Below are 23,272 nucleotides of genomic sequence, written 5' to 3'. Positions count from 1 at the left end.
AGAATTTGAGATATTACGTACCTTTAATACATTGTTCATGATTTTTTCATAATGAGGAGAAGGATATTTGAACTAAAAAAATCCTTACTGAAGTTAAGCGTTGATTTTCACTCTTTCATCTGCTAACATATTATCATATTAGCGAACTAAAGGATTCGGAATTTTCCTTCATAAGATAACAGCGGAGGTGCTCGGGTTGATGTTTATGTTTGAAAAACCGCACGGCATGAGAGATACACTGCCCGGTTTATACGAAACGAAAAAAAAGGTGAGACGATCGTTAACCGATTTGATCAATAAATGGGGATATCAATTTATGGAAACGCCGACACTGGAGTTTTACGATACGGTTGGCGTCCAGTCAGCAATTGAAGAGCAGCAGCTGTTTAAGCTACTTGATCAGGACGGCAAGACATTGGTGCTTCGCCCGGATATGACGGGGCCGATTGCAAGGGTGGCGGCATCGAAGCTTCTGAAACACGGTCATCCGCTAAGAGTCGGCTATGCGGCAAATGTATTCAGGGCTCAGGAGCGTGAAGGCGGACGTCCGGCTGAGTTTGAGCAGGTCGGAGTGGAGTTAATCGGTGACGGCACGACGAGCGCGGATGCGGAGGTCATTGCTTTAGTCGTCGGGGCATTGAAAAACGCTGGGCTGGCATCCTTTAAAATTGCCATTGGCCATGCCGGCATTGCGGATGCTTTGTTTGTTGAGGTGCTCGGGAACGTTGAACGAGCTGATGTGCTGCGGAGGTTCTTATATGAAAAGAACTACGTCGGCTACAGAGAGCATGTCAAGTCTCTCCCGCTTTCCTCCATTGATAAAAGCAGGCTGCTTGAGCTCCTTGAACTGCGGGGCGGTATAGAAGTATGCGGACGTGCCGAGGAAATCGTCGATTCTGCGCAAGGAAAAAGCGTGGTTGATGAGCTGAAGGCGCTGTGGGACATTCTTGAGGATTACGGATGTACGGAAAATGTCCGCCTGGATCTGAATATGGTCAGCCACATGAGCTATTACACAGGGATTTTATTTGAAGTGTACGCCGAGAATGTCGGTTTTGTCATTGGAAGCGGCGGCCGTTACAACAAGCTGCTGGGCCATTTTGATTCACCTGCACCGGCAACAGGCTTCGGGCTTCGGATCGACCGGCTGATTGAAGCCCTTCATATGAAAGAAGAACCTTGTGATATAGACGCTGTTATTTTCAGCAAAGAGCAGCGGGCGCAAGCCATCGCTTATGCGAATGAAGAACGCATGAAAGGGAACAAAGTGGTTCTTCAAGATTTATCGGGAATAGAAAATATCGACCAGATGACAAAATCTTTTGCAAACGTCACTTATTTTATCGGTGCCAGAAAGGAAGAGCAAAATGGGTAAGTTACTCACAATGGCGATGCCAAAGGGCCGGATATTTGAAGAAGCGGCAGGGTTGTTGAGGCAGGCAGGCTACAGGCTCCCTGAGGAGTTTGAAGATTCGAGAAAACTGATCATCGATGTGCCGGAGGAAAATCTTCGTTTCATATTAGCGAAGCCGATGGACGTAACCACGTATGTGGAGCATGGCGTGGCAGACGTCGGAATTGCGGGCAAGGATGTCATGCTGGAGGAGGAACGCGATGTGTATGAGGTACTGGATTTAAAAATCAGCAAATGCCACTTAGCTGTCGCCGGACTTCCGAATACAGACTGGAGCGGCGTAGCGCCAAGAATCGCGACAAAGTATCCGAATGTGGCTTCCAGTTATTTCAGAGAGCAGGGAGAACAAGTCGAGATCATTAAGCTCAACGGTTCAATTGAACTGGCTCCGCTCATTGGGCTTGCAGATCGGATAGTGGACATTGTTTCCACAGGACAGACGCTGAAGGAAAATGGGCTTGTTGAAACGGAGCACATTTGTGACATTACCTCTCGCTTTATTGTTAACCCGGTAAGCTATCGCATGAAAGACGATGTGATTGACGAAATGGCATCCCGCCTATCTCTCGTTGTGGAAGGAGAGACGGCAAAATGAAGATCAAAACCATCAGCGGAGCGGAACGGCTTTCTCTCAAGCGTTCCATCGATGCCGGAACGGAAGAGCAAAGAAAGACGGTCCGGTCCATTATTGAAGATGTTAAAGCAAACGGTGATCAGGCGGTTCACAGCTACACGGCGAAATTTGACGGCATCGAAATAGACAGCCCGCTGGTCACAAAAGAAGAATTTGAGGAGGCATACACCTCACTGGATTCACGTCTTCTTCAGGTGATTAGGCAGGCAATCGAAAATATTAGGGAATATCACGAAAGACAGCTGCAATCCTCCTGGTTTTATCACAGAAAGGACGGCACAATGCTGGGGCAGAAAGTGACGGCGCTGGATTCCGCCGGTGTATATGTGCCGGGGGGAACGGCCGCATATCCTTCATCTGTTTTGATGAATGTGATTCCGGCGCTTGTAGCGGGCGTTGAAAGAATCGTTCTCGTCACGCCTCCGGGAAAAGACGGTCTGCTGTCTCCTGGAGTTTTGGTTGCTGCAGCCGAGCTGGGCATAAAAGACATTTACAAAATGGGCGGCGCTCAGGCGATTGCGGCGTTAGCATACGGAACAGAAACCATTGAGCCGGTGGATAAAATCACGGGTCCGGGCAACATTTATGTCGCGCTTGCCAAACGGGAAGTGTTCGGCGATGTCGATATCGATATGATTGCCGGACCTAGTGAAATCGTCGTGCTGGCTGATGAAACAGCGATTCCGAGCGAAATTGCAGCCGATCTGCTGTCACAGGCGGAACACGATAAGCTCAGCTCATGTGTGTTTGTCACAGATTCCATGGCGCTGGCCGAGGCGGTTTCAGCCGAGGTGAGTAAGCAGCTGAAAACCTTGCCGCGTAGAGAAATAGCGGAAGCTTCAGTGAGAGATTACGGTTGTATATATGTGGCGGAAACAATGGTGGAAGCGATTGATACTGTCAATACACTCGCGCCAGAGCATTTAGAAATCATAACACAGTCTCCGGAAGCTTTGCTTGGCAGTATCAAACATGCGGGTGCAATTTTCTTAGGCAGATACAGCCCTGAGCCTGTCGGTGATTATTTTGCCGGACCGAACCATGTGCTTCCGACAAACGGAACAGCCAGATTTTCAAGTCCATTAAACGTAACTGATTTTCAAAAGAAATCGAGTATTATTTCTTACAGTCAATCAGCCTTTGAAGAACATGCCGAAAGCATCGCGGCTTTTGCCAGACTGGAAGGGTTAGAAGCCCATGCCAGATCAATTGAAGCGAGAGAACGGAGGATTTCTAAATGAGAAAAGCGGAACGCGTCAGGAAAACAAACGAAACAGATATTGAGATGGCATTTACAATAGACGGCGGGGGACAAGCGGATATCAAAACAGATGTGCCGTTTATGACACATATGTTGAATTTATTCACGAAACACGGCCAATTCGATCTTTCCATTAACGCAAAAGGCGATGTTGATATAGATGATCACCACACGACTGAAGATATCGGCATCTGCTTAGGGCAGGCGCTGCTCGAAGCGTTGGGCGATAAAAAAGGAATCAAACGCTACGGATCGGCGTTTGTGCCGATGGATGAGGCACTTGCTCAAGTTGTGATTGATTTAAGCAACCGGCCGCACTTAGAAATGCGAGCTGACTTCCCGGCTGCTAAAGTCGGAACTTTCGATACGGAGCTTGTACATGAATTTTTGTGGAAGCTGGCGCTCGAAGCTCGAATGAACCTGCACGTCATCGTTCATTATGGCACAAACACCCACCACATGATTGAAGCCGTTTTTAAAGCACTCGGACGTGCGCTTGATGAAGCGACAACGATCGATCCGCGAGTTAAAGGAATACCGTCAACGAAAGGGATGCTGTAAATGATCGGCGTGATAGATTACGGAATGGGGAATTTATACAGTGTCTCAAAGGCGCTTGAACGTGTCGGCGTGCCGTATTTTGTTTCTGAAAAGCCGGAGGAGCTGAAAGAAGCTGATGCCTTCATTTTGCCGGGAGTCGGTTCATTTGGAGACGCGATGGACAATTTGCGCTACACGAAGCTTGATCAATTGATTCACGATATGGTCTCAGAGGGAAGGCTGCTTCTCGGGATCTGCCTCGGCATGCAGCTTTTATTTGAAGAAAGCGAAGAAAACGGCACCGCTTCAGGACTCGGGCTGTTAAAAGGAAAAGCAGTCAGGCTGAAAGCAGAAGATGAAAAAGGAAACAAGCTGAAGGTTCCTCATATGGGCTGGAATCGTCTTTCCTTTCATAATGAATCTCCGCTGCTGACTAAAACAGAACAAGGCTACGCTTACTTCGTTCATTCCTATTACATAGACGGGATGGAGGAGAACGCGCTTCTGGCAAGCGCCGATTATGGTGTACGAGTGCCTGCTGTAGTCGGAAAAAGAAACGTCTTCGGCGCCCAATTTCATCCGGAAAAAAGCAGCACGGTCGGAATGTCTATTTTAACCCAATTTACGAAAATGGCAGCAGAACAGAAGGTGAAAAAATGAGTGCTTTTACATTATATCCGGCAATTGATATGAGAAACGGCAAATGTGTCCGCCTTGTTCAAGGGGATTATAATAAGGAAACGATATATGGCGATTCACCGTACGACATGGCTGAGTTATTTGCGAAAGAGGGTGCCGAATGGATCCATCTCGTTGATCTCGACGGGGCCAAAGAAGGGAAAAGAGTGAATGACCGCCATGTGATTGAGATTGCGCAAAAGCTGAACCTGAAAGTCGAAATCGGCGGCGGGATCCGTTCAGAAAAAGACGTCTACGAATATTTATCAGCTGGAGTCGATCGGGTGATCCTAGGAAGCTCAGCAGTTTCTGACCCTCCGTTTGTCAAAAAAATGCTGAAACAATATGGCGAGAAAATTGCAATCGGACTGGATGCGAGAAACGGTTTTGTTTCAACAGAGGGATGGCTGGAAACATCAACCCTTAAGGCAACTGAACTGGGCAAAGAGCTGGCCAATGAAGGTGCGGAAGTCTTTATTTTTACTGACATCGCGACAGACGGAATGCTGTCAGGCCCCAATGTTAAAAGCACGGTCGAGCTTGCTAAGGAAACGGGGAAATCGGTGATCGCTTCAGGCGGAGTCAGCTCCGTCACGGATCTCGAAGCCCTCGCCCGCTATGAGGCGGACGGCGTCTCTGGAGCAATCATCGGAAAAGCATTGTATACCAATCAGTTTACGCTGTGTGAGGCGCTTGAAAGGGTGAAGCGCAAATGATCACAAAACGGATTATTCCATGCCTTGATGTCAAAGAAGGACGCGTTGTCAAAGGAATTCAATTTCTCGAATTGAAGGATGCAGGTGACCCAGTTGAACTCGCTGAAGTGTACGACCGGGAAGGTGCGGATGAACTTGTTTTTCTTGATATCTCCGCCTCGCACGAAGGACGAAAGACGATGGTTGACGTTGTGGAGCAGGTTGCCGCGAAGCTTGCCATTCCCTTTACAGTCGGCGGCGGCATCAATCAGCTCAGCGATATGAAAACGATACTGCGTGCCGGAGCGGACAAAGTGTCGGTGAACACGGCAGCTGTTCTCCGCCCTGAGCTGATTGCAGAAGGAGCCGAGTTTTTCGGTTCTCAATGCATCGTTCTTGCCATTGATGCCAAGTATGACAAAGAATCTGACACATATAAGGTCTACACGCACGGCGGCAGAAAGAAAACAGATTGGGAGGTCACCGCGTGGGCAAAAGAGGGCGTCAAACGCGGGGCAGGAGAAATATTGCTGACAAGCATGGACTCTGACGGTGAGAAAAAAGGCTTCGACCACACGCTGACAAAGCTTGTTTCCGAAGCTGTCCCCGTCCCTGTTATCGCCTCGGGAGGCGCGGGAAACGCACAGCATATGCTTGAGGCTTTTACAAAAGGAGAAGCCGACGCCGCGCTGGCTGCCTCAATTTTTCATTATAAAGAAACATCGATTAAAGAAGTGAAATCATACTTGAAAGAGTACGGGGTGAATGTGAGATGAAACAGGCAGATGAACTGCGTTTTAACGAGGACGGATTAATTCCTGCTATCGTGCAGGATGCGGCAAGCAAAGAAGTGCTGACACTTGCGTATATGAACAAGGAATCGTACGAAAAAACGCTGGAAACGAAGGAAACATGGTTTTACAGCCGCTCACGCCAAGCGCTATGGCATAAAGGAGAAACCTCAGGGAACACGCAAGCCGTCAAAGGTATCCGGTATGACTGCGACCAGGACGCATTGATCGTACTTGTAGAGCCATCCGGCCCGGCATGCCACACTGGCAGCTACAGCTGTTTTATGAAGGAACAAACAGAAGAACAGGCCGCAGGCCGATTCGGCATCATGAACGAACTGGAACGCGTGATCGCGGAACGCCAAGCGGAAATGCCTGAGGGAGCTTATACTACTTACCTTTTCCGTGAAGGCGTCGATAAGATTTTGAAAAAAGTCGGTGAAGAAGCATCCGAAGTCATCATCGCCGCGAAAAATCGGGACCACGAGGAACTCAAATGGGAAGCGGCAGACCTGCTGTATCACCTGCTTGTCCTGCTCAGAGAACAAGCCTTGCCGCTGGATGATGTGCTTGACGTATTGAAAAAACGCCATTCTGAGAAAGAAGAGTAAAGAGCCGTATGATACGGCTCTTTTTGTTTTGTGAAAAAAGTAATAGGTATTTAGATTTATATGAGGTGTTATATATGATTAGTTAATAAAAGGAGATCAAAACCGAGTCTGATTTCCTATTTATCCAAATTCCGCCATGATGTAACATGAAAAAGGATGAAATAATCATCTCTTAACCAGGTCAATAGAATTATTTTTGATATAAAAATAGAATACTATTCTCACAAAACCCGTGGAGGTTCGTAATGAAAAAGATCATCTATATTTGCTTCAGCTTATTACTTGCCCTGACAGGAGGATGCAGTATGAATGACAATGATAAAAACACCACAAATGACAATAAAACAGAAGCGGTAAAACCAAAAGACATGGATCCCAAGGATCTGCCTCAAGTACCTGCGTTTCAGGACGAGAAAACGAGAGAGTATATGGTGTCAACAAAAGAAGAGGAACCAGGATATTATTTGCTGGAATCTAAGCTGAAAGGGTTTAGGATGTTGTTTCCGGAGGATGGGAAGTATCTATCAAGAAGATCATCGTTAACTGGGAAAAACAAAGAAAGTATTGGGTTTAATAGTTATGATAAAGACACCAATGTAATGTTTGATGGCCATGTAACATATTACAAAGAAGAAAGTTTTGCGAATGAACCTAAGACAATGCTAGATATTGTTAGTGGAAAAAATGATTATAAAGGCGAATACAAAAAAAGCAGCAAAAAGAAAACGGATATTTACACTGCCAAGAAAAAAGACATCTTTGACGATATTGATAGAAAATATAATTATTCATACAGTTATTTTGGATATGTTAAGTCTACAGAGGAAGATAACCTAGGAGTAGAATACGCCTTTACCCTTGGATGCAAAAATGAAAATCAACCATGCTCCTTAGATGAACAAAAGGCTAAAAATAAAGTTGAGAAATTAATTAATTCTATCACCTTTTTAATAGATAAAAAGGAGAAATAAGATGGGAAATAAAAATGTATTTGAGAATGAGAACGTAAAGTTAAGGCTAATTGATTTAGAATATGACTATAAACAAAAGTTTGCCTCAACTATTGCGAGTGAAGTTAAGAAAGCTAAGAAGGATTTCGAAGCAGATATACGCAGAATTTATAAAGAGGAAACCCACCACGATCTTCCTGAGAATATGAAAATTGAAATTTACACCTCCAATGAACTTGTAAATCAGAATACAAGTATACAAAGTTCGACCAGAGAATCAGGTTACGATGGAACGGCAATCCATATAATAGATGAGAAAAAACATATTGATCAGCTTCAGATTATTTCAGAAGGTAGTGCCGATAATAAGGATTGGTCATATAACTTTTTTGGTCTTTTTTTAGGAATTGATCATAGTCAGTATGAGGCTACAAAGGAGTTTACTAACAAAGCAAAGAAAGCAGCAGGTAACTCTGAGGATTTAAAAACATTCGCCTTAGGACATTCACTTGCAAATAATAACCAAGTTATGGTGCAATTGATTGATGGAGAATATGATGAAGTTTATGGGGTAAATGGAGCTCAAGTCAATATTGATCAATTACTTGAAACTGATGAAAGTTTATATAGATATGTTATTAGGAAATTTAGTTATAAATATGAAGATATAGATTCCATCCCGCCAGAAAAGTTAAAAAAAGAAATCCAAAAATATTATGAAGACAAAGGCGTAACAGCAAACATCACCCAACGCATCTCAAAAGACGACCCGCTGTACGGAGTCAGCGGCAAGGCCGATTTCATTACATTCGGTGATGTGAAGATGGCAGATACAAATACAAGTGTAAAAGGCATCCGAAATATTATGGATGGGGTTCCTGACGAAGATGTGAGGTCAATTCAAAAATTCCTTCAAAAATATAAGGATGACTATGAAAAAGACGGCTTGAACGGTTTTATAAAGGCAGCCAGCGGGATAGACATAGACCTGATTGAAAAAGTGAAAAACACAGACGGCGCTTTAAAGAAAGTAAGTGTCCTATATGAGCATTTTGATGATGTTAAGCAAATGTATGGCCGAATAAAAGAAGAACTGCCTTCGTTTTTAGGTTTTCTTCATACCTTGTTGAGAAACAGCGGACCGGTCGTAGATCAGTTAGCTGAAAATGGTTATATTGATGAAACGCAAAAGAAAGTCATCAAAAAAGAATTAACGAATATTAATGCGAGTATGCGAGGCATAGAATCACGGTACGAACATTTCATTGACCATCTAAAGCATGGCCAATTTATGCAAGCTTTAAAAGACGTTGGTGAAATAGTGGACTACGTAAAATCAATTCTGTCCTCATTGAAAACACTCGACACAGAAACAAAAGACGCACTAAAACTTATCGTCGACGGCCACAGTATCGTTCAAATGCTCAACGCCTTGTCAAAGGAAAAAGGCTTCAGCTATAAAGGCTCCGATATTTATTTTACAGGGAAGAGCGGCTCGGGAGAAACGATTCAAGTCAATCTCTCATCCGCTGTCAGAATCTATCAAAACGGTATGAAAATCGTTGAAGATATGGAAGATGCGATTTCTAAGTACCAGAAGGTTTACAGTCAGGAAATCGATGAAGACTTCATAGACAAAAAGCAGGCGATCATCACGGCTATTCATCATATGGAAGAAAACCCTTCGCATTATGCCTTCGATCTTCAATTCCGGCTTGCAGCTGGTTTCAGCCACACATTCGATAAATTGGAAAAAATCTCAGTTCATGAATCATTCCACACAGGTGCGCTTCCTGCTAATGATGGAATTGTTGCTGAATTAAAAAAACAGACAACAGAAAAAAGAGATTTTATCAAAAACATCCGCGAGAGTATTGAAAAGCTGTTTGAAAAAGAGGAAATGATTTCTCAGTTATTTGATTTTCAGCCTTAGGAGGAATATGAAGAGTGACTTCCTTATTTTCAGAAAGTGAAACAGAAATTGTATCAACGACCTATATGTTTCTTACCCAAGATGAAATGAAGGGGAAAGCGGGCAGCCTCAATCAACCGATCAACGACTTTCTCAGCCTGACAAAGAAATTTGAGTCTTCATTAAAAGAGGAAATCAAAGGGCAAAAAGGGTTGATTGTAAAAAAAATAAAAAAAGAGCTTGAGTCTAAAAGCGAAAAACGAAAAGCCGCCCTTGAGATGATAAAAGAAGAACATACCGCAAAAGTTGATCGGTACAAAATGATAATAGAAGACCTGCGACAGCAGGATGTAACATTGACTTACAGAAAAAAGAAGCCTGTGAAAGATGTCTAACATAAAAATCTCCTATTCAAACAATGAGTGGGAGATTTTTATTTTGATCACGGCAAAAATATACTGAAAAAGTCTTTCTCCATTGATATGATTGAGAAAGAGTAAAAATCATCCTTTTGCTATGACTTTTCACCTTTCTGAACGCTGAAACAGGAGGAAAATATATGCCAACCAAGAAACAAAAATCTAAAAGTAAATTGAAACCCTTTTTTGCCTTAGTAAGACGGACCAATCCTTCTTATGGAAAGCTCGCCTTTGCGCTTGCCCTCAGTGTTGTAACCACACTGGTCAGCCTGCTCATTCCATTATTAACAAAGCAGCTTGTCGATGGTTTTTCTATGTCAAATCTGTCAGGCACGCAAATCGGGTTGATCGCGCTGGTGTTTTTCGTTCAGGCGGGTTTAAGCGCTTATGCCACCTATGCCCTTAACTATAATGGACAAAAAATCATCTCCGGCCTGCGGGATTTATTATGGAAGAAATTAATTAAGCTTCCTGTCTCTTATTTTGATACAAATGCTTCCGGAGAAACAGTCAGCCGTGTAACGAACGATACGATGGTGGTCAAAGAATTGATTACAACCCATATCAGCGGATTTATTACAGGCATCATTTCTGTCATTGGATCATTGACAATCTTGTTTATTATGAACTGGAAGCTGACACTGCTTGTGTTAGTGGTCGTTCCGCTGGCCGCTCTTATTTTGGTGCCGATTGGACGGAAAATGTTCTCCATTTCACGGGAAACACAAGATGAAACGGCTCGTTTTACAGGACTGCTGATTCAAATTCTCCCGGAAATTAGACTTGTTAAGGCTTCAAATGCGGAGGATGTCGAATATGGGCGCGGGAAGATGGGGATTTCCTCATTATTTAAGCTTGGCGTTCGTGAAGCCAAGGTTCAATCGCTTGTCGGCCCGCTTATTTCACTCGTGTTAATGGCAGCGCTTGTCGCAGTGATCGGATATGGCGGCATGCAGGTCTCATCAGGCGAGCTCACAGCCGGAGCGCTCGTGGCTTTTATTTTATATTTATTTCAAATTATTATGCCGATGGGCCAGATTACAACGTTTTTCACACAGCTGCAAAAATCAATCGGTGCAACAGAACGAATGATTGAGATTTTGGCAGAGGAAGAGGAAGATACAGTGACAGGAAAACAAATTGAAAATGCACATCTGCCTATCCAGCTTGATTGCGTGTCTTTTGGATATAAGCCTGATCAGCTGATCTTAAAAGAGGTCAGCGCCGTCATTGAAGCAGGTAAAGTCACAGCGATTGTCGGTCCGAGCGGCGGGGGGAAAACGACGCTGTTTAAGCTGCTTGAACGTTTTTATACTCCGACTGCAGGGACCATTCGGCTGGGGGACGAGCCGGTCGATACTTACTCGCTTGAATCGTGGAGGGAGCATATCGGGTATGTATCACAGGAAAGCCCGTTAATGTCCGGGACAATCAGAGAAAATATTTGCTACGGGTTAGAACGAGATGTGACGGATGCTGAGATCGAAAAAGCCGCGGAGATGGCATATGCGCTCAATTTTATAAAGGAGCTGCCGAATCAGTTTGATACAGAAGTAGGCGAACGCGGCATTATGCTGTCAGGCGGACAAAGGCAAAGAATCGCGATTGCGAGAGCACTTCTCCGTAACCCAAGCATTCTTATGCTCGATGAAGCTACCTCAAGTCTCGACAGCCAATCTGAAAAATCAGTTCAGCAGGCACTGGAGGTGCTGATGGAGGGCCGCACAACGATTGTTATCGCTCACCGCCTATCTACCGTTGTAGATGCGGACCAGCTTTTGTTTGTTGAAAAAGGGGAAATTACCGGTCGTGGAACACACCATGAGTTAATGGCTTCCCATGGCCTTTATCGGGATTTTGCTGAACAGCAGCTGAAAATGAATGCAGACTTAGAAAACAAAGCCGGGTAAATTTTGGTCGAATCAGCCAATAAAAAAGAGGAGGGATTTTCCCAATCCTTCCTTTTGAACTATTGAGGGGCCTACGATTTATGGTATACTACTGACGGTAATATTGTATAAAACGGAGGGTAGTTGTGGGAAAACACACTTCTGAACATAAAAATCACGCACAAATTGTCCAGCTGCTTCAAGATGGACAATATTTTTTTCATAAAGGCTTGAAAGCGTATAAAGAGCGCAATCTAAAACGGGCAAGCAAACTGATTCAGCGCGCGGTTCATTTGGAGCCGGAGGATTCAGAGATGCTTTCACAGCTTGCGGTCATTTATTCGGAAATGGGCCAATATCAAGAGTCGAACGATCTTCTTGACTATATCATGGCAAATCTGGAGGCCGAAATGCCGGAGTGCCATTATTTTAAAGCGAATAACTTTGCCCATCTGGGGCTCTTCCAGGAAGCTTATAAAGAAGCGGCCGCTTATTCTGATGCGGACCCGGATGGTGAATTCGCCGAAGAAAACGATAGTCTGCTTGATTTGCTCGATTTAGGAGACGACGGCATTGAGGATTCGTTGTATGATCAGGATGAACTGCTGGTGAAACAGGATCGGGCAAAGTCATTGCTGGAAAGCGGCCAGCTTGCTGAAGCGGTTGCGGCGCTTGAGGAAATCACAGCTGAATATCCGGAGCTTTGGTCAGCATACAACAATCTCGCGCTTGCCTATTTCTATTCAGGAAACGTTGTAAAAGCGAAGCAAACCGCTTATGAAGTGCTTTCTCATAATGAAGGAAATCTTCACGCCTTATGCAATCTTCTCGTTTTCTACTATTATGAAAGAGAAGACGAAAAAGTGGCGGAATTGAGTGATCAGCTCTCCAATGTCTATCCGATGCTAATGGAGCAGCGTTATAAATTGGGTGCTACTTTGGCGCTTGTCGGCCGCTACGAGATCGGATATAAATGGCTCAAATCATTATATAAAATCGGCTTTGAAGGTGACGACACCTTCTTTTACTGGCTTTCATGCTCTGCTTATTTTACGGGACATACCGACTTTGCCGAGACGATCTGGAGAAAAGTCGAGTCGCAATATCCCGGCGAAGACCGCCCGGCGCCTTGGATTGAGCGGAGGGAAGCTCTTCCTTCATCTGTGGAACAGCGTCTCGCAGCCTATTATATCAGCAGCACAAAGGGAGAAACAGAGCATCTTGAAGCGGTGATACGCTCAAAGAGAATAACCGCTCCTTTTGAAAATCATTTTGTAAAGCTGCTTCTAAATGGAGATTCTGCTGCTGCTGACGTTTCAGAGGATGCACTTTTCGCCTATCAAACGGTCAAACTATTAGAGCAAGCTGAAAAAGAAGAGATGAAAACAGAAGTCATGAGCTGCTGGGTTTTCCATGTCATCCAGCAAATTCGTGCAGATGCTCCGTTGAAAAATGAGAAAGGCTGGGCAGCAGCCATCTGTTATATTTGGAAAGAAGCCCATGGCAAGCAAGACACGAAAAAAGACACAGCGGCCCGATTCGGCATCTCTCCGGCAACTTTGACGAAATATATGAAATATATTGATGATATTTTAGAATAGTAAATTTTAAAGAGTCGATTTATTTAATCGACTCTTTTTTTGTTTGATAGATTATATTAAGAAAATAATATCGACAGTTTTTTTACACGCTTAAGAAAAATGACAAATGATGTGTGACTTGACATCTGTTTGAAACATAAATGTAATAAAATTTATCGCTAATTTGTCGAAACTTGATGGTATAATGATTCTCGTACATAAGGAATTAGTGTTTTTTACATATGATGTGAAATAAACGCTATACAACCAGAATAAGAGATGCACAGAATAATTAACCATAAACAACCATCATTCCTCGTAGAGTATGAGGAACGAAACTTGATGTTCAAAATACGATTCCAAATGAGGACAGGTTCACAGTAAAAGGGAGGATATAAAAAGTGAGAAAGAGTTTAATTACACTTGGTTTGGCTTCCGTCATCGGGACAAGCAGTTTTTTGATCCCATTTACAAGTAAAACTGCATCGGCGGAAACATTAGATGAAAAGAAACAAAAAATCGAAAGCAAGCAATCTGAGGTTGCTTCCAGCATTGAAGCGAAGGAAAAAGAATTAACTGAGCTTCAGGAAAATCAATCAAAGATTGAAAAAGAACTGAAAGACATTAACGCTAAGGCGCTTGATACAAGTAACAAGATCGAAGATAAAAAAGAAGAAAATGATAAAACAAAAGAAGAAATCAAAAAACTGAAAAAAGAGATTAAAGAAACAGAAGCACGTATCGAAAAACGCAATGAAATCCTGAAAAAACGCGTTCGTTCTTTACAGGAAAGCGGCGGATCTCAAGGATACATAGATGTTCTTCTAGGATCAACAAGCTTTGGTGACTTTATCTCTCGTGCGACTGCGGTTTCATCTATTGTGGATGCAGACAAAGATTTAATCAAACAGCAAGAGCAGGATAAAGCGAAGCTCGAAGATTCTGAAGCGGATTTGAATGATAAGCTGAAAGAAGTTCAAGCTGCATTGGCTAAATTAGAAACAATGCAAAAAGACCTTGATAAACAGCTTAATGAAAAAGACAAGCTTTTCGACGAAGCAAAAGCAAGCCAAAAGAAAACGGCTAAAGCGATTTCTGAATTAAAATCAGAGGCGTCTGAACTTGCAAATCAAAAAGCAAATACTGAAGCTGAACAAGCACGCATCAAAAAAGAACAAGAAGCAGCGGCTGCTTTGATCAAAAAGCAGGAAGAAGCACAAAAAGCATCTGATGAAACACAAACAGATGACAGCCAAACGGCTACAACTGAATCAGCAAAAGCAAGCTCATCTGATGATTCTTCAGACAATTCTTCTAACGGTTCATCAAACAGCTCGTCTAACGGCTCATCTTCTAAGAAGAGCAGCGGCTCAAACAGCAATTCAGGCGGCACTGTTATCAGTAACTCTGGCGGAATTGAAGGCGCGATCAGCGTTGGTTCAAGCATTGTAGGACAATCTCCGTACAAGTTTGGCGGCGGACGCAGTCAGTCTGATATCAACAACCGTATTTTTGACTGCTCATCTTTCGTACGCTGGGCATACGCTTCTGCAGGTGTTAACCTTGGACCTGTAGGCGGAACAACAACTGATACGTTAGTTGGCAGAGGACAAGCTGTCAGCGCGTCTGAAATGAAACGCGGAGACCTTGTGTTCTTTGACACTTACAAAACAAATGGACACGTAGGAATCTACTTAGGAAACGGTACTTTCCTAAACGACAATACATCTCATGGCGTATCTGTTGACTCTATGAGCAATCCTTACTGGAAAGCAGCATTTAAAGGCGTTGTAAGACGTGTTGTTCAATAATAAATATGACAAGGGCCTTCTATAAACAGAAGGCTCTTTCTTTATTAGCATATACCCTTTTCGAATACATTTAATCGTGTTGAGCAAAAAAATAGCGTATCACCATGAGATTTTATAGGATATGGGTAAGGAATACGTTTGATGGGGATTCTTATCTTATAAGAAAGAGCCCAAACTTGAAAAGATGGTTTAAGGAGTGAATAGTGTGTCAGAAGAAAAAATTTATGACGTGATTATAATCGGCGCAGGCCCTGCTGGGATGACGGCCGCTGTATACACATCAAGAGCGAATTTATCGACATTAATGATTGAAAGAGGAATTCCTGGCGGACAAATGGCCAATACGGAAGATGTAGAAAACTATCCTGGATTCGAAAGTATCCTTGGGCCTGAGCTTTCTAACAAAATGTTTGAACACGCGAAAAAATTCGGCGCTGAATACGCTTATGGCGATATTAAAGAGGTCGTTGACGGCAAAGAGTACAAAGTAGTCAAAGCTGGTTCAAAAGAATATAAAGCCCGTGCTGTCATCATTGCTGCTGGTGCGGAATATAAAAAAATCGGTGTGCCTGGCGAAAAAGAATTGGGTGGCCGCGGTGTATCTTATTGTGCAGTATGTGACGGCGCTTTCTTTAAAGGCAAAGAACTAGTCGTTGTTGGCGGCGGAGATTCCGCGGTTGAAGAAGGCGTATATCTGACTCGTTTCGCTTCAAAAGTAACAATTGTTCACAGACGAGATAAACTCCGTGCTCAAAGTATTCTTCAAGCGAGAGCATTTGACAATGAAAAAGTTGACTTCCTGTGGAACAAAACCGTGAAGGAAATTCATGAGGAAAACGGCAAAGTCGGTAACGTAACGCTTGTCGATACGGTAACCGGTGAAGAAAGTGAATTCAAAACAGACGGCGTATTCATTTACATCGGCATGCTTCCTCTGTCTAAACCGTTTGAAAACCTGGGCATTACGAATGAAGAAGGCTATATCGAAACAAACGACCGCATGGAGACGAAGGTTGAAGGGATTTTCGCTGCCGGAGACATCCGCGAAAAATCACTGCGCCAAATCGTAACGGCTACAGGAGACGGAAGTATTGCGGCACAAAGCGTACAGCATTATGTCGAAGAGCTCCACGAAACGCTGAAAACCTTAAAATAAAAAGGGCTGTCATACGAGTTTCACATTACGTTACTGGGTTTTAATTCCGTTGTAACACATGTGTAATGCTTTTCGGTTATGATTAATAAAGTAATTGACCCCCTTTTTATAATGAATACACTTTTTTGGCACGGATTCTCCAGTTATCCGTGTCCTTTTTTTGTCCATAAATAAAAGATGAATGCCAGTTACAGCAAAATCATCTGAATTAAGGAATGAATATGCTGTAAAATAGAAGAAAAGATTGTCAATGTCTCTTCATTGTGGGAGGCATCTTGAAGCGGTATAATAAAGAGACGATGACAGGACGAAGGTTAGGTGACGTACTTGCAAAGAGTGACAAATTGTGTGCTTCAGACGGATGACAAAGTTCTTCTGCTTCAAAAGCCGAGACGCGGATGGTGGGTCGCGCCGGGAGGCAAGATGGAGAGCGGAGAATCAGTTAGAGACTCCGTCATCAGAGAGTACAGAGAAGAGACTGGTATCTATATCATAAATCCTCAATTAAAAGGCGTTTTTACCTTTATTATTAAAGACGGTGACCACATTGTCTCCGAGTGGATGATGTTTACGTTTGTCGCTGATTCATATACAGGACAAAATGTATCAGAATCAGAGGAAGGCAAACTGCAGTGGCACGATGTCAATGACATTCAGAACCTGCCTATGGCCCCTGGAGACGGCCATATCCTTGATTTTATGATGAAGGGACAAGGGCTGCTGCACGGCACATTTACGTATACACCGGAATTTGAGCTGCTCAGTTATCGTTTAGATCCGCAGCACATCAAATAGAAAGACAAGTCAGGGGGGAGAAAGATGAGTGCTAGTGAATCACATGATATTCAGCTTGTCATTATAACCGGAATGTCGGGAGCGGGGAAAACTGTCGCGATCCAAAGCTTTGAAGATCTCGGCTATTTCTGCGTCGATAATCTTCCGCCTTCATTGCTTCCGAAGTTTTTAGAGCTGATGAAGGAATCAAATTCGAAAATGAGCAAAGTTGCGCTCGTGATGGATTTGCGCGGCCGCGAATTTTTTGACCGGCTGATTGAAGCGCTGGATGAAATGGCCGAAAATCCGTGGATCACACCGCGAATTTTATTCCTGGACGCGAAGGATTCCATTCTCGTCACGAGATATAAAGAAACGAGACGCTCGCATCCGCTGGCAGCGACTGGCCTGCCGCTTGAAGGCATCGCGCTGGAACGAGAGCTGCTTGAGGAATTAAAAGGCCGCTCTCAAATCATTTACGATACGTCTGACATGAAGCCGCGTGATTTGCGTGAAAAAATCGTGAAGCACTTTGCGACAAACCAAGGAGAGACATTTACCGTGAATGTCATGTCATTTGGTTTTAAATACGGTATTCCAATTGATGCAGATCTCGTCTTTGATGTCAGATTTTTGCCGAATCCGTACTATATCGAAAGCATGCGGCCGCTGACTGGCAAGGATAAAGAGGTTTCCTCTTACGTCATGAAGTGGAATGAAACACAAAAGTTCAATGAGAAATTAATTGATCTGCTGAGCTTTATGCTTCCATCTTATAAAAGAGAAGGAAAAAGCCAGGTTGTCATTGCGATCGGCTGCACAGGGGGCCAGCACCGCTCTGTGACATTAGCCGAGAATTTAGCTGATTATTTCAAAAAGGATTACTATACTCATGTTACTCACCGGGACATTGAAAAGAGAAGCCGGAAATAAGATGGGACATAAGCCGAAAATTGCAATCTTTGGCGGCGGTACAGGTCTTTCTGTATTGCTTCGGGGCTTAAAGCATAAACCTGTTGACATCACGGCCATTGTAACAGTTGCCGATGATGGGGGAAGCTCTGGCCGTCTGCGGAATGAACTGAAAATTCCGCCTCCCGGAGACATCAGAAATGTGCTTGCCGCTTTATCCGATGTGGAGCCGCTTGTTGAAGATCTTTTTCAGCACCGCTTCAATAAAGGGAATGACTTAACAGGCCATTCTCTCGGGAATTTGATTTTGGCAGCGATGACAAATATAACCGGTGATTTTTTTCACGCTGTCACTGAAATGAGCAAGGTGCTGAATGTAAGAGGAAAGGTTTTGCCGGCTGCCAATGCCAGTGTTGTTTTGCATGCTGAGATGGAAGACGGCCGCGTGGTCTCAGGCGAGTCAACGATCCCAGAATACGGACAGCGCATTAAGCGTGTTTTTCTCACGCCTGAACAGATTGATCCGCTGCCGGAAACAATAGACGTGATCAGGGAAGCGGATTTGATTATTATCGGCCCGGGAAGCCTCTATACAAGCATTCTTCCCAATTTGCTCGTCCCAAAAATCGGGGAAGAAGTGATAAAGGCGCCGGCGAAAAAAGTATACATTTGCAACGTGATGACTCAGCCCGGCGAAACGCTCCATTACACCGCTGCTGATCATGTGAAAGCCCTCAATCAGCATATGGGCTGCGGTTTTATTGATACGATATTAGTGAACAGTGAAGACATTCCCGACGAAATAAAACGTAAGTACGAAATGGAATCGGCGCGTCCTGTTGATTTTGATATCGAAGAGCTGAAAGCGATGGGGCTTGAAGTCATCAGAGATCAAATTGTAACGTATAAAAATGACGTAATACGTCACGATACACATAAAGTGGCCTCTCTTCTTGTTGATTTACTGAAAGAATGAAGCCTTGAAATGAGGTGGCTATATGTCATTTGCATCAGAAACAAAAAAAGAATTAACGAATCTGGAAGTGAAGGACTGCTGCATTAATGCCGAGCTGTCTGCACTCATTCGGATGAATGGAGCTTTATCATTTACAAACCGCCATCTCGTACTCGATGTTCAAACCGAAAACGCGGCGATTGCCCGCCGCATCTATACATTGCTGAAAAAACAATATGATGTGTCGGTCGAGCTGCTGGTCAGAAAGAAAATGCGGCTGAAAAAGAATAACGTCTATATTGTGCGTTTTTCAGAAAATGCAAAAGCGATCTTAGAGGATTTAAAAATACTCGGGGAGAATTTTGTGTTTGAACGAAGTATTTCGAAAGAGCTGGTCAAAAAGAGATGCTGCAAGCGTTCTTATATGAGAGGAGCATTTTTGGCAGGAGGTTCGGTCAATAACCCGGAAACCTCCTCGTATCATTTAGAAATCTTCTCTCTTTATAAGGAGCATAACGATTCATTATGTGACCTGTTAAATGAGTTTCAGTTAAACAGCAAAACGCTTGAACGGAAAAAAGGCTACATTACCTATTTAAAAGAGGCTGAAAAGATTACAGAGTTTCTGAACGTAATTGGCGCTCACAATTCGCTTCTGCGATTTGAGGATGTCAGAATCGTCCGGGACATGAGAAATTCGGTCAACCGCCTCGTCAATTGTGAAACAGCCAACTTAAACAAAACAATCGGCGCATCGCTGAGACAGGTGGAAAATATTAAATACATCGATGAAAGAATCGGCCTGGAGGCGCTGCCTGAAAAACTTCGGGAAATTGCGCAGCTGCGAATTGATTATCAGGAAGTGACGCTGAAAGAGCTGGGGGAAATGGTAGCAAGCGGGAAAATCAGCAAATCAGGGATCAATCACAGGCTGAGAAAACTTGACGAAATCGCAGAACAGCTGCGGACAGGGCAAACCGTCACTTTAAAATAACCGTAAAGAAAAGGGGAGATCTTATGGTTCAACAGAAAGTGGAAGTTCGATTAAAGACAGGACTGCAAGCACGTCCTGCTGCTTTGTTTGTACAAGAAGCAAACCGGTTTACGTCAGATGTGTTTCTTGAGAAGGATGGGAAAAAAGTAAACGCCAAAAGCATCATGGGGCTGATGAGCCTTGCGGTAAGCACAGGCACTGAGGTTATCTTGATTGCCCAGGGAGAAGATGAACAAGAGGCGCTGGAGAAGCTGGCTGCTTACGTTCAAGAAGAAGTTTAGGTGATAAAAATGAGTGACTTTCTAAAAGATTGCTTTCAGAAAATTGGCTGGGAGAAAGATCATGTCAGCTTCGGCGATCTTCCCCTTTTTCTCAAAGCAATGGCATACCGTTTTCCATTCGAAAACCGTGCCGTACTTGCAAAAGAGAATTATAAGATCACAAAAGAAGAGCTATGGCGACGTCTGCTCAAAGATCAGCACGGCGGCCTATGCTACGATCTAAATGGTTTCCTTTATTTTGTCTTGCATGAGGCCGGGTTTCATGTGAAGCTCATTCGAGGAACGGTTTATGCAGGCAATCAAGAGGGATGGGCACTAGAAGGGACGCATGCTGCTGTATGGCTGTCTGCGGAAAACGGCGATTACCTCGTTGATATCGGCTTCGGCATCAACCTGGCGCTCCAGCCGATACCGCTTTCCGGAGAAACGGTACAGTCACCAGTCGGGTCATTCCGAATCAAAAGAGAAGAGACAGAAAAGGGCAGCCATGTTCTGCTGATGGACAAGGGAGAAGGCTGGCAAATCGGGTACGCCTTTACTCTTGAAGAGAGTGATCTCGGTGATTTAGATAACATGAAGGACATCATTCACTCTCATGAAAAATCTCCTTTTAACAAATCCCCGCTTGCCTCAAAGCTGACGCCGAGCGGAAGGATGGTCATGTCAGAGCGCCATTTTACGATTTATGAAAACGGCGGTGACATTCAAAAAAGCGACATCGGTCCTTCAGAATTTGAAGAGAAATTAAATACTCATTTTTTGTAACGTGAAAAGCTTGCAGGTTATCTGCAAGCTTTTTCTTATGAACAAGTGTAGATCGCTGTATCAAATGCATCTTCTGGGATATACAGTTTTCCCTTTTCGTATTTATAAGGAATTTCATTCTCTTTAAAACACTCTTTGGTATAGTCAGTTAGTGTATCCCCAATTTCTATGTATTTCCCGGTATAGTTGGGCTGACATGCTGAAAGAATTGACGTCATTGCCAGAAACAGCATGATTTTCTTCATCACGACACCTGCCTATTATGAAAATTTTACCTTTATCATTCTATCATAGCAAAAAGAAAAAGACCGATTTACTATTCCGCACATGCTATAATAATTTTGGAATCTTCTAGAAAAATCATCGTGATGTACATATAAGGGGGATCAACGTGTATCGGATTTTGCTTGTGGAAGATGATGAGCGGATTGCTTCTTTGCTGGGCGGTCATCTTCAAAAATACGGATATGAAGTGAAAATTGCTGAACAGCTGAATGATATAAAATTGGAATTTGCAGAAATGAAGCCTGATCTTGTGCTGCTTGATATCAACCTGCCTTTTTTTGACGGGTTTTATTGGTGTAGGCAAATCCGTACCATTTCCAATGCGCCGATTATCTTTATATCGGCACGGACCGATGAGCTGAATCAGGTAATGGCGATTGAAAATGGCGGCGATGATTATATCACAAAGCCGTTCCATCTAGAGGTAGTGATGGCCAAAATCAAAAGCGTCCTGCGCCGCACATATGGTGAATACTCGCCCTCTTTGCCGCAGGAATCAAGAATAGTGGAGCTTGGCGGGCTGACGATTTATCCTGATCAAAATGAGGCCGAATGGAACAGCGTCCGTATTCTGTTTTCCCAAAAAGAATTTCAGCTTCTCTCTATTTTTGTGAGGGAGCATAAAAAAATTGTCTCTCGTGATGAACTATTGGAGGCGTTATGGGATGACGTTGATTTTGTCGATGACAATACGTTAACGGTCAATGTCAACCGGCTGCGGAGAAAACTGGAGAATGCAGGACTGACAGATTGCATTTCCACAATCAGAGGACAAGGCTATCAATTTCAAGTCAATCGGAAGGATGAAGCGGAGTGTTAAAGACTTATCTCATCGACCGCTTAGCCATTATTCTATTTTCATTATTAGGGATAGGGTCCGCCATGCTGATTGCGTATTTAAGCATTGTAGAGAGCGGCGCAGAACCTTCCAAAGAAAATATGATGTACATATGGATTTTGCCCGGTACTCTTTTAGCCGCAGGTTTTGCTGCTGATTATGTTCGGCAATTTTCCTTTCTCACATATGTTAAAAAGCTTGCAGAACAAGCCTCTTCTTCGAATGACATCGGACAGTCTTTGAAAGCCAGAAAGCCAAGAACAGGAGAGCAAGCGCTTTGGACGAAAATGATCAACGCACTCGGGCAGCAATACGAAAGCAGGCTCTCACAATATATCAATCAGCAAAAACAGCATTATACCTTCACCAACCAATGGGTCCACCATATGAAAACACCGGTATCCGTCATATCCTTAATGATTCAGGAAGGAAAAAACGGAACCTCATCCTCTTTTTCGACGTTTTTAGAGGAGCTGGAGGATGAGAATGAGAGATTTCGCCACGGTCTTGATATGATGCTGCAAACGGCCCGGCTGGAGGAATTTGCATTTGATGTAAAGCCGCAAACCTTTGATTTGGCAGAAATGGTTCGTTCACTGATCAATCAGGAAAAACGTCAGTTTATTAAACGGCGCCTTTTTCCAACATTACATGTGCCGCCAAATGCCGTTCAGATTTCCAGTGATCAAAAGTGGCTTTCCTTTGTTGTTGAGCAAATCCTTTTCAACGCCTTAAAATATTCAAAGCAAGGTGTGGGAGACCCTATTACAATCCGGATTGAAACACAGGGACATGAGACGCGCTTGTCGGTTGCCGACGAAGGAATCGGCATACCGCCGCAGGATCTGCCGCGGATTTTTGACGCGTTTTTTACCGGAGAAAACGGACGAACCATGAAAGAGGCAACTGGAATGGGCCTTTATTTGGCAAAACAGGTGTGCAGCCGTCTCGGCCATAAGCTGTATGCGGAATCAAAAGAAGGGGCTGGCACTGTGATGACCATCGTGTTTTCAAGTGACACCCTCGTGAATGTGACAGCATTGTAAGGTTGGGGAGCGGAATTGCAAGAAAGTTCGATGGGAGGATGCTGACTTCCTTTTTATAATAAAGAAAAAGGAGGAGCAGAA

The 23,272-nt window shown here is 43.7% G+C and carries 24 protein-coding genes; 23 read left to right on the top strand and 1 reads right to left on the bottom strand.

Features of this window, described 5'->3' with window-relative positions; all coding sequences use genetic code 11:
- The first annotated feature begins 199 nt into the window (after nt 1-199).
- From KXZ66_RS18385 to KXZ66_RS18285, 21 genes are all read left to right on the top strand, one after another.
- The gene (locus KXZ66_RS18385) at nt 200-1,375 is read left to right on the top strand and encodes an ATP phosphoribosyltransferase regulatory subunit (protein WP_032726933.1); all 1,176 of its coding nucleotides are present in this window, start codon (nt 200-202) and stop codon (nt 1,373-1,375) included.
- Nucleotides 1,368-2,009, top strand: coding sequence for an ATP phosphoribosyltransferase (gene hisG, locus KXZ66_RS18380; RefSeq protein ID WP_015251138.1), 642 nt, complete (start codon nt 1,368-1,370; stop codon nt 2,007-2,009). Before KXZ66_RS18385 ends, hisG begins: the two co-directional genes overlap by 8 nt.
- Nucleotides 2,006-3,289 (top strand): histidinol dehydrogenase, encoded by a 1,284-nt coding sequence (hisD, locus tag KXZ66_RS18375; protein WP_219144688.1) that lies wholly within the window; start codon nt 2,006-2,008, stop codon nt 3,287-3,289. Before hisG ends, hisD begins: the two co-directional genes overlap by 4 nt.
- Nucleotides 3,286-3,870, top strand: coding sequence for an imidazoleglycerol-phosphate dehydratase HisB (gene hisB / locus KXZ66_RS18370; protein WP_219144687.1), 585 nt, complete (start codon nt 3,286-3,288; stop codon nt 3,868-3,870). Before hisD ends, hisB begins: the two co-directional genes overlap by 4 nt.
- The gene (hisH, locus tag KXZ66_RS18365; protein WP_015251140.1) at nt 3,871-4,509 is read left to right on the top strand and encodes an imidazole glycerol phosphate synthase subunit HisH; all 639 of its coding nucleotides are present in this window, start codon (nt 3,871-3,873) and stop codon (nt 4,507-4,509) included.
- On the top strand, nt 4,506-5,243 hold the full coding sequence (gene hisA / locus KXZ66_RS18360) for a 1-(5-phosphoribosyl)-5-[(5-phosphoribosylamino)methylideneamino]imidazole-4-carboxamide isomerase (protein ID WP_120027531.1): 738 nt from the start codon (nt 4,506-4,508) through the stop codon (nt 5,241-5,243). The genes hisH and hisA overlap by 4 nt, the downstream gene beginning before the upstream one ends.
- Nucleotides 5,240-5,998: an imidazole glycerol phosphate synthase subunit HisF gene (gene hisF, locus KXZ66_RS18355; protein ID WP_015384749.1), complete on the top strand. Its 759-nt coding sequence runs from the start codon at nt 5,240-5,242 to the stop codon at nt 5,996-5,998. The genes hisA and hisF overlap by 4 nt, the downstream gene beginning before the upstream one ends.
- Nucleotides 5,995-6,624, top strand: a complete 630-nt coding sequence (gene hisIE, locus KXZ66_RS18350) for a bifunctional phosphoribosyl-AMP cyclohydrolase/phosphoribosyl-ATP diphosphatase HisIE (protein WP_003228125.1) — start codon at nt 5,995-5,997, stop codon at nt 6,622-6,624. Before hisF ends, hisIE begins: the two co-directional genes overlap by 4 nt.
- Before the next feature lie 245 nt (nt 6,625-6,869).
- Complete coding sequence (locus KXZ66_RS18345; RefSeq protein WP_219144686.1) at nt 6,870-7,595, top strand: lipoprotein YvcA; 726 nt, start codon at nt 6,870-6,872, stop codon at nt 7,593-7,595.
- A 1-nt stretch (nt 7,596) separates the two neighbouring features.
- Nucleotides 7,597-9,507, top strand: coding sequence for a DUF6792 domain-containing protein (locus tag KXZ66_RS18340; RefSeq protein WP_213783459.1), 1,911 nt, complete (start codon nt 7,597-7,599; stop codon nt 9,505-9,507).
- 14 nt (nt 9,508-9,521) lie between these two features.
- Nucleotides 9,522-9,881, top strand: a complete 360-nt coding sequence (locus KXZ66_RS18335) for a hypothetical protein (protein ID WP_063334722.1) — start codon at nt 9,522-9,524, stop codon at nt 9,879-9,881.
- Nucleotides 9,882-10,045: 164 nt separating this feature from the next.
- Complete coding sequence (gene bmrA / locus KXZ66_RS18330; RefSeq protein WP_219144685.1) at nt 10,046-11,815, top strand: multidrug resistance ABC transporter ATP-binding protein/permease BmrA; 1,770 nt, start codon at nt 10,046-10,048, stop codon at nt 11,813-11,815.
- Nucleotides 11,816-11,940: 125 nt separating this feature from the next.
- On the top strand, nt 11,941-13,395 hold the full coding sequence (locus tag KXZ66_RS18325; RefSeq protein ID WP_219144684.1) for a tetratricopeptide repeat protein: 1,455 nt from the start codon (nt 11,941-11,943) through the stop codon (nt 13,393-13,395).
- 380 nt (nt 13,396-13,775) lie between these two features.
- The gene (gene cwlO / locus KXZ66_RS18320) at nt 13,776-15,185 is read left to right on the top strand and encodes a peptidoglycan DL-endopeptidase CwlO (RefSeq protein WP_021480679.1); all 1,410 of its coding nucleotides are present in this window, start codon (nt 13,776-13,778) and stop codon (nt 15,183-15,185) included.
- A gap of 205 nt (nt 15,186-15,390) precedes the next feature.
- Nucleotides 15,391-16,341 carry a thioredoxin-disulfide reductase gene (gene trxB, locus KXZ66_RS18315; RefSeq protein ID WP_219144683.1) on the top strand — a complete coding sequence of 317 codons (951 nt, stop codon included), beginning with the start codon at nt 15,391-15,393 and terminating at the stop codon, nt 16,339-16,341.
- 318 nt (nt 16,342-16,659) lie between these two features.
- Nucleotides 16,660-17,136: an 8-oxo-dGTP diphosphatase gene (locus KXZ66_RS18310; RefSeq protein WP_010886622.1), complete on the top strand. Its 477-nt coding sequence runs from the start codon at nt 16,660-16,662 to the stop codon at nt 17,134-17,136.
- 24 nt (nt 17,137-17,160) lie between these two features.
- On the top strand, nt 17,161-18,048 hold the full coding sequence (gene rapZ / locus KXZ66_RS18305) for an RNase adapter RapZ (RefSeq protein WP_003228143.1): 888 nt from the start codon (nt 17,161-17,163) through the stop codon (nt 18,046-18,048).
- Between the two features lies 1 nt (nt 18,049).
- Entirely contained in the window at nt 18,050-19,003 is a 954-nt protein-coding gene (gene mgfK, locus KXZ66_RS18300) for a gluconeogenesis morphogenetic factor (RefSeq protein ID WP_049140423.1), read from the top strand.
- A gap of 22 nt (nt 19,004-19,025) precedes the next feature.
- Nucleotides 19,026-19,976, top strand: coding sequence for a DNA-binding protein WhiA (gene whiA, locus KXZ66_RS18295; RefSeq protein WP_003243775.1), 951 nt, complete (start codon nt 19,026-19,028; stop codon nt 19,974-19,976).
- Nucleotides 19,977-19,999: 23 nt separating this feature from the next.
- On the top strand, nt 20,000-20,257 hold the full coding sequence (locus KXZ66_RS18290; RefSeq protein ID WP_077671033.1) for an HPr family phosphocarrier protein: 258 nt from the start codon (nt 20,000-20,002) through the stop codon (nt 20,255-20,257).
- A complete protein-coding gene (locus tag KXZ66_RS18285) occupies nt 20,258-21,022 on the top strand; it encodes an arylamine N-acetyltransferase family protein (protein WP_080529834.1) in 765 nt (254 codons plus the stop codon). It begins immediately after the preceding gene.
- Between the two features lie 35 nt (nt 21,023-21,057).
- Here the strand turns inward: KXZ66_RS18285 and KXZ66_RS18280 are convergent, their stop codons facing one another.
- The gene (locus KXZ66_RS18280; protein WP_003243327.1) at nt 21,058-21,267 is read right to left on the bottom strand and encodes a lipoprotein; all 210 of its coding nucleotides are present in this window, start codon (nt 21,265-21,267) and stop codon (nt 21,058-21,060) included.
- A 146-nt stretch (nt 21,268-21,413) separates the two neighbouring features.
- On the opposite strand from KXZ66_RS18280, the gene psdR reads away from it, so the two are divergent.
- The gene (psdR, locus tag KXZ66_RS18275) at nt 21,414-22,127 is read left to right on the top strand and encodes a two-component system response regulator PsdR (protein ID WP_003244535.1); all 714 of its coding nucleotides are present in this window, start codon (nt 21,414-21,416) and stop codon (nt 22,125-22,127) included.
- Nucleotides 22,121-23,191, top strand: a complete 1,071-nt coding sequence (gene psdS, locus KXZ66_RS18270) for a two-component sensor histidine kinase PsdS (RefSeq protein ID WP_165634575.1) — start codon at nt 22,121-22,123, stop codon at nt 23,189-23,191. Before psdR ends, psdS begins: the two co-directional genes overlap by 7 nt.
- Nucleotides 23,192-23,272: the final 81 nt, after the last annotated feature.

The sequence above is a fragment of the Bacillus sp. LJBS17 genome (genome assembly GCF_019334685.1).
GTDB classification, from domain to species: Bacteria; Bacillota; Bacilli; order Bacillales; family Bacillaceae; genus Bacillus; species Bacillus subtilis.
Note: the sequence above shows the minus strand (reverse complement) of the source record. Positions and strands in the feature narration are given on the sequence as shown.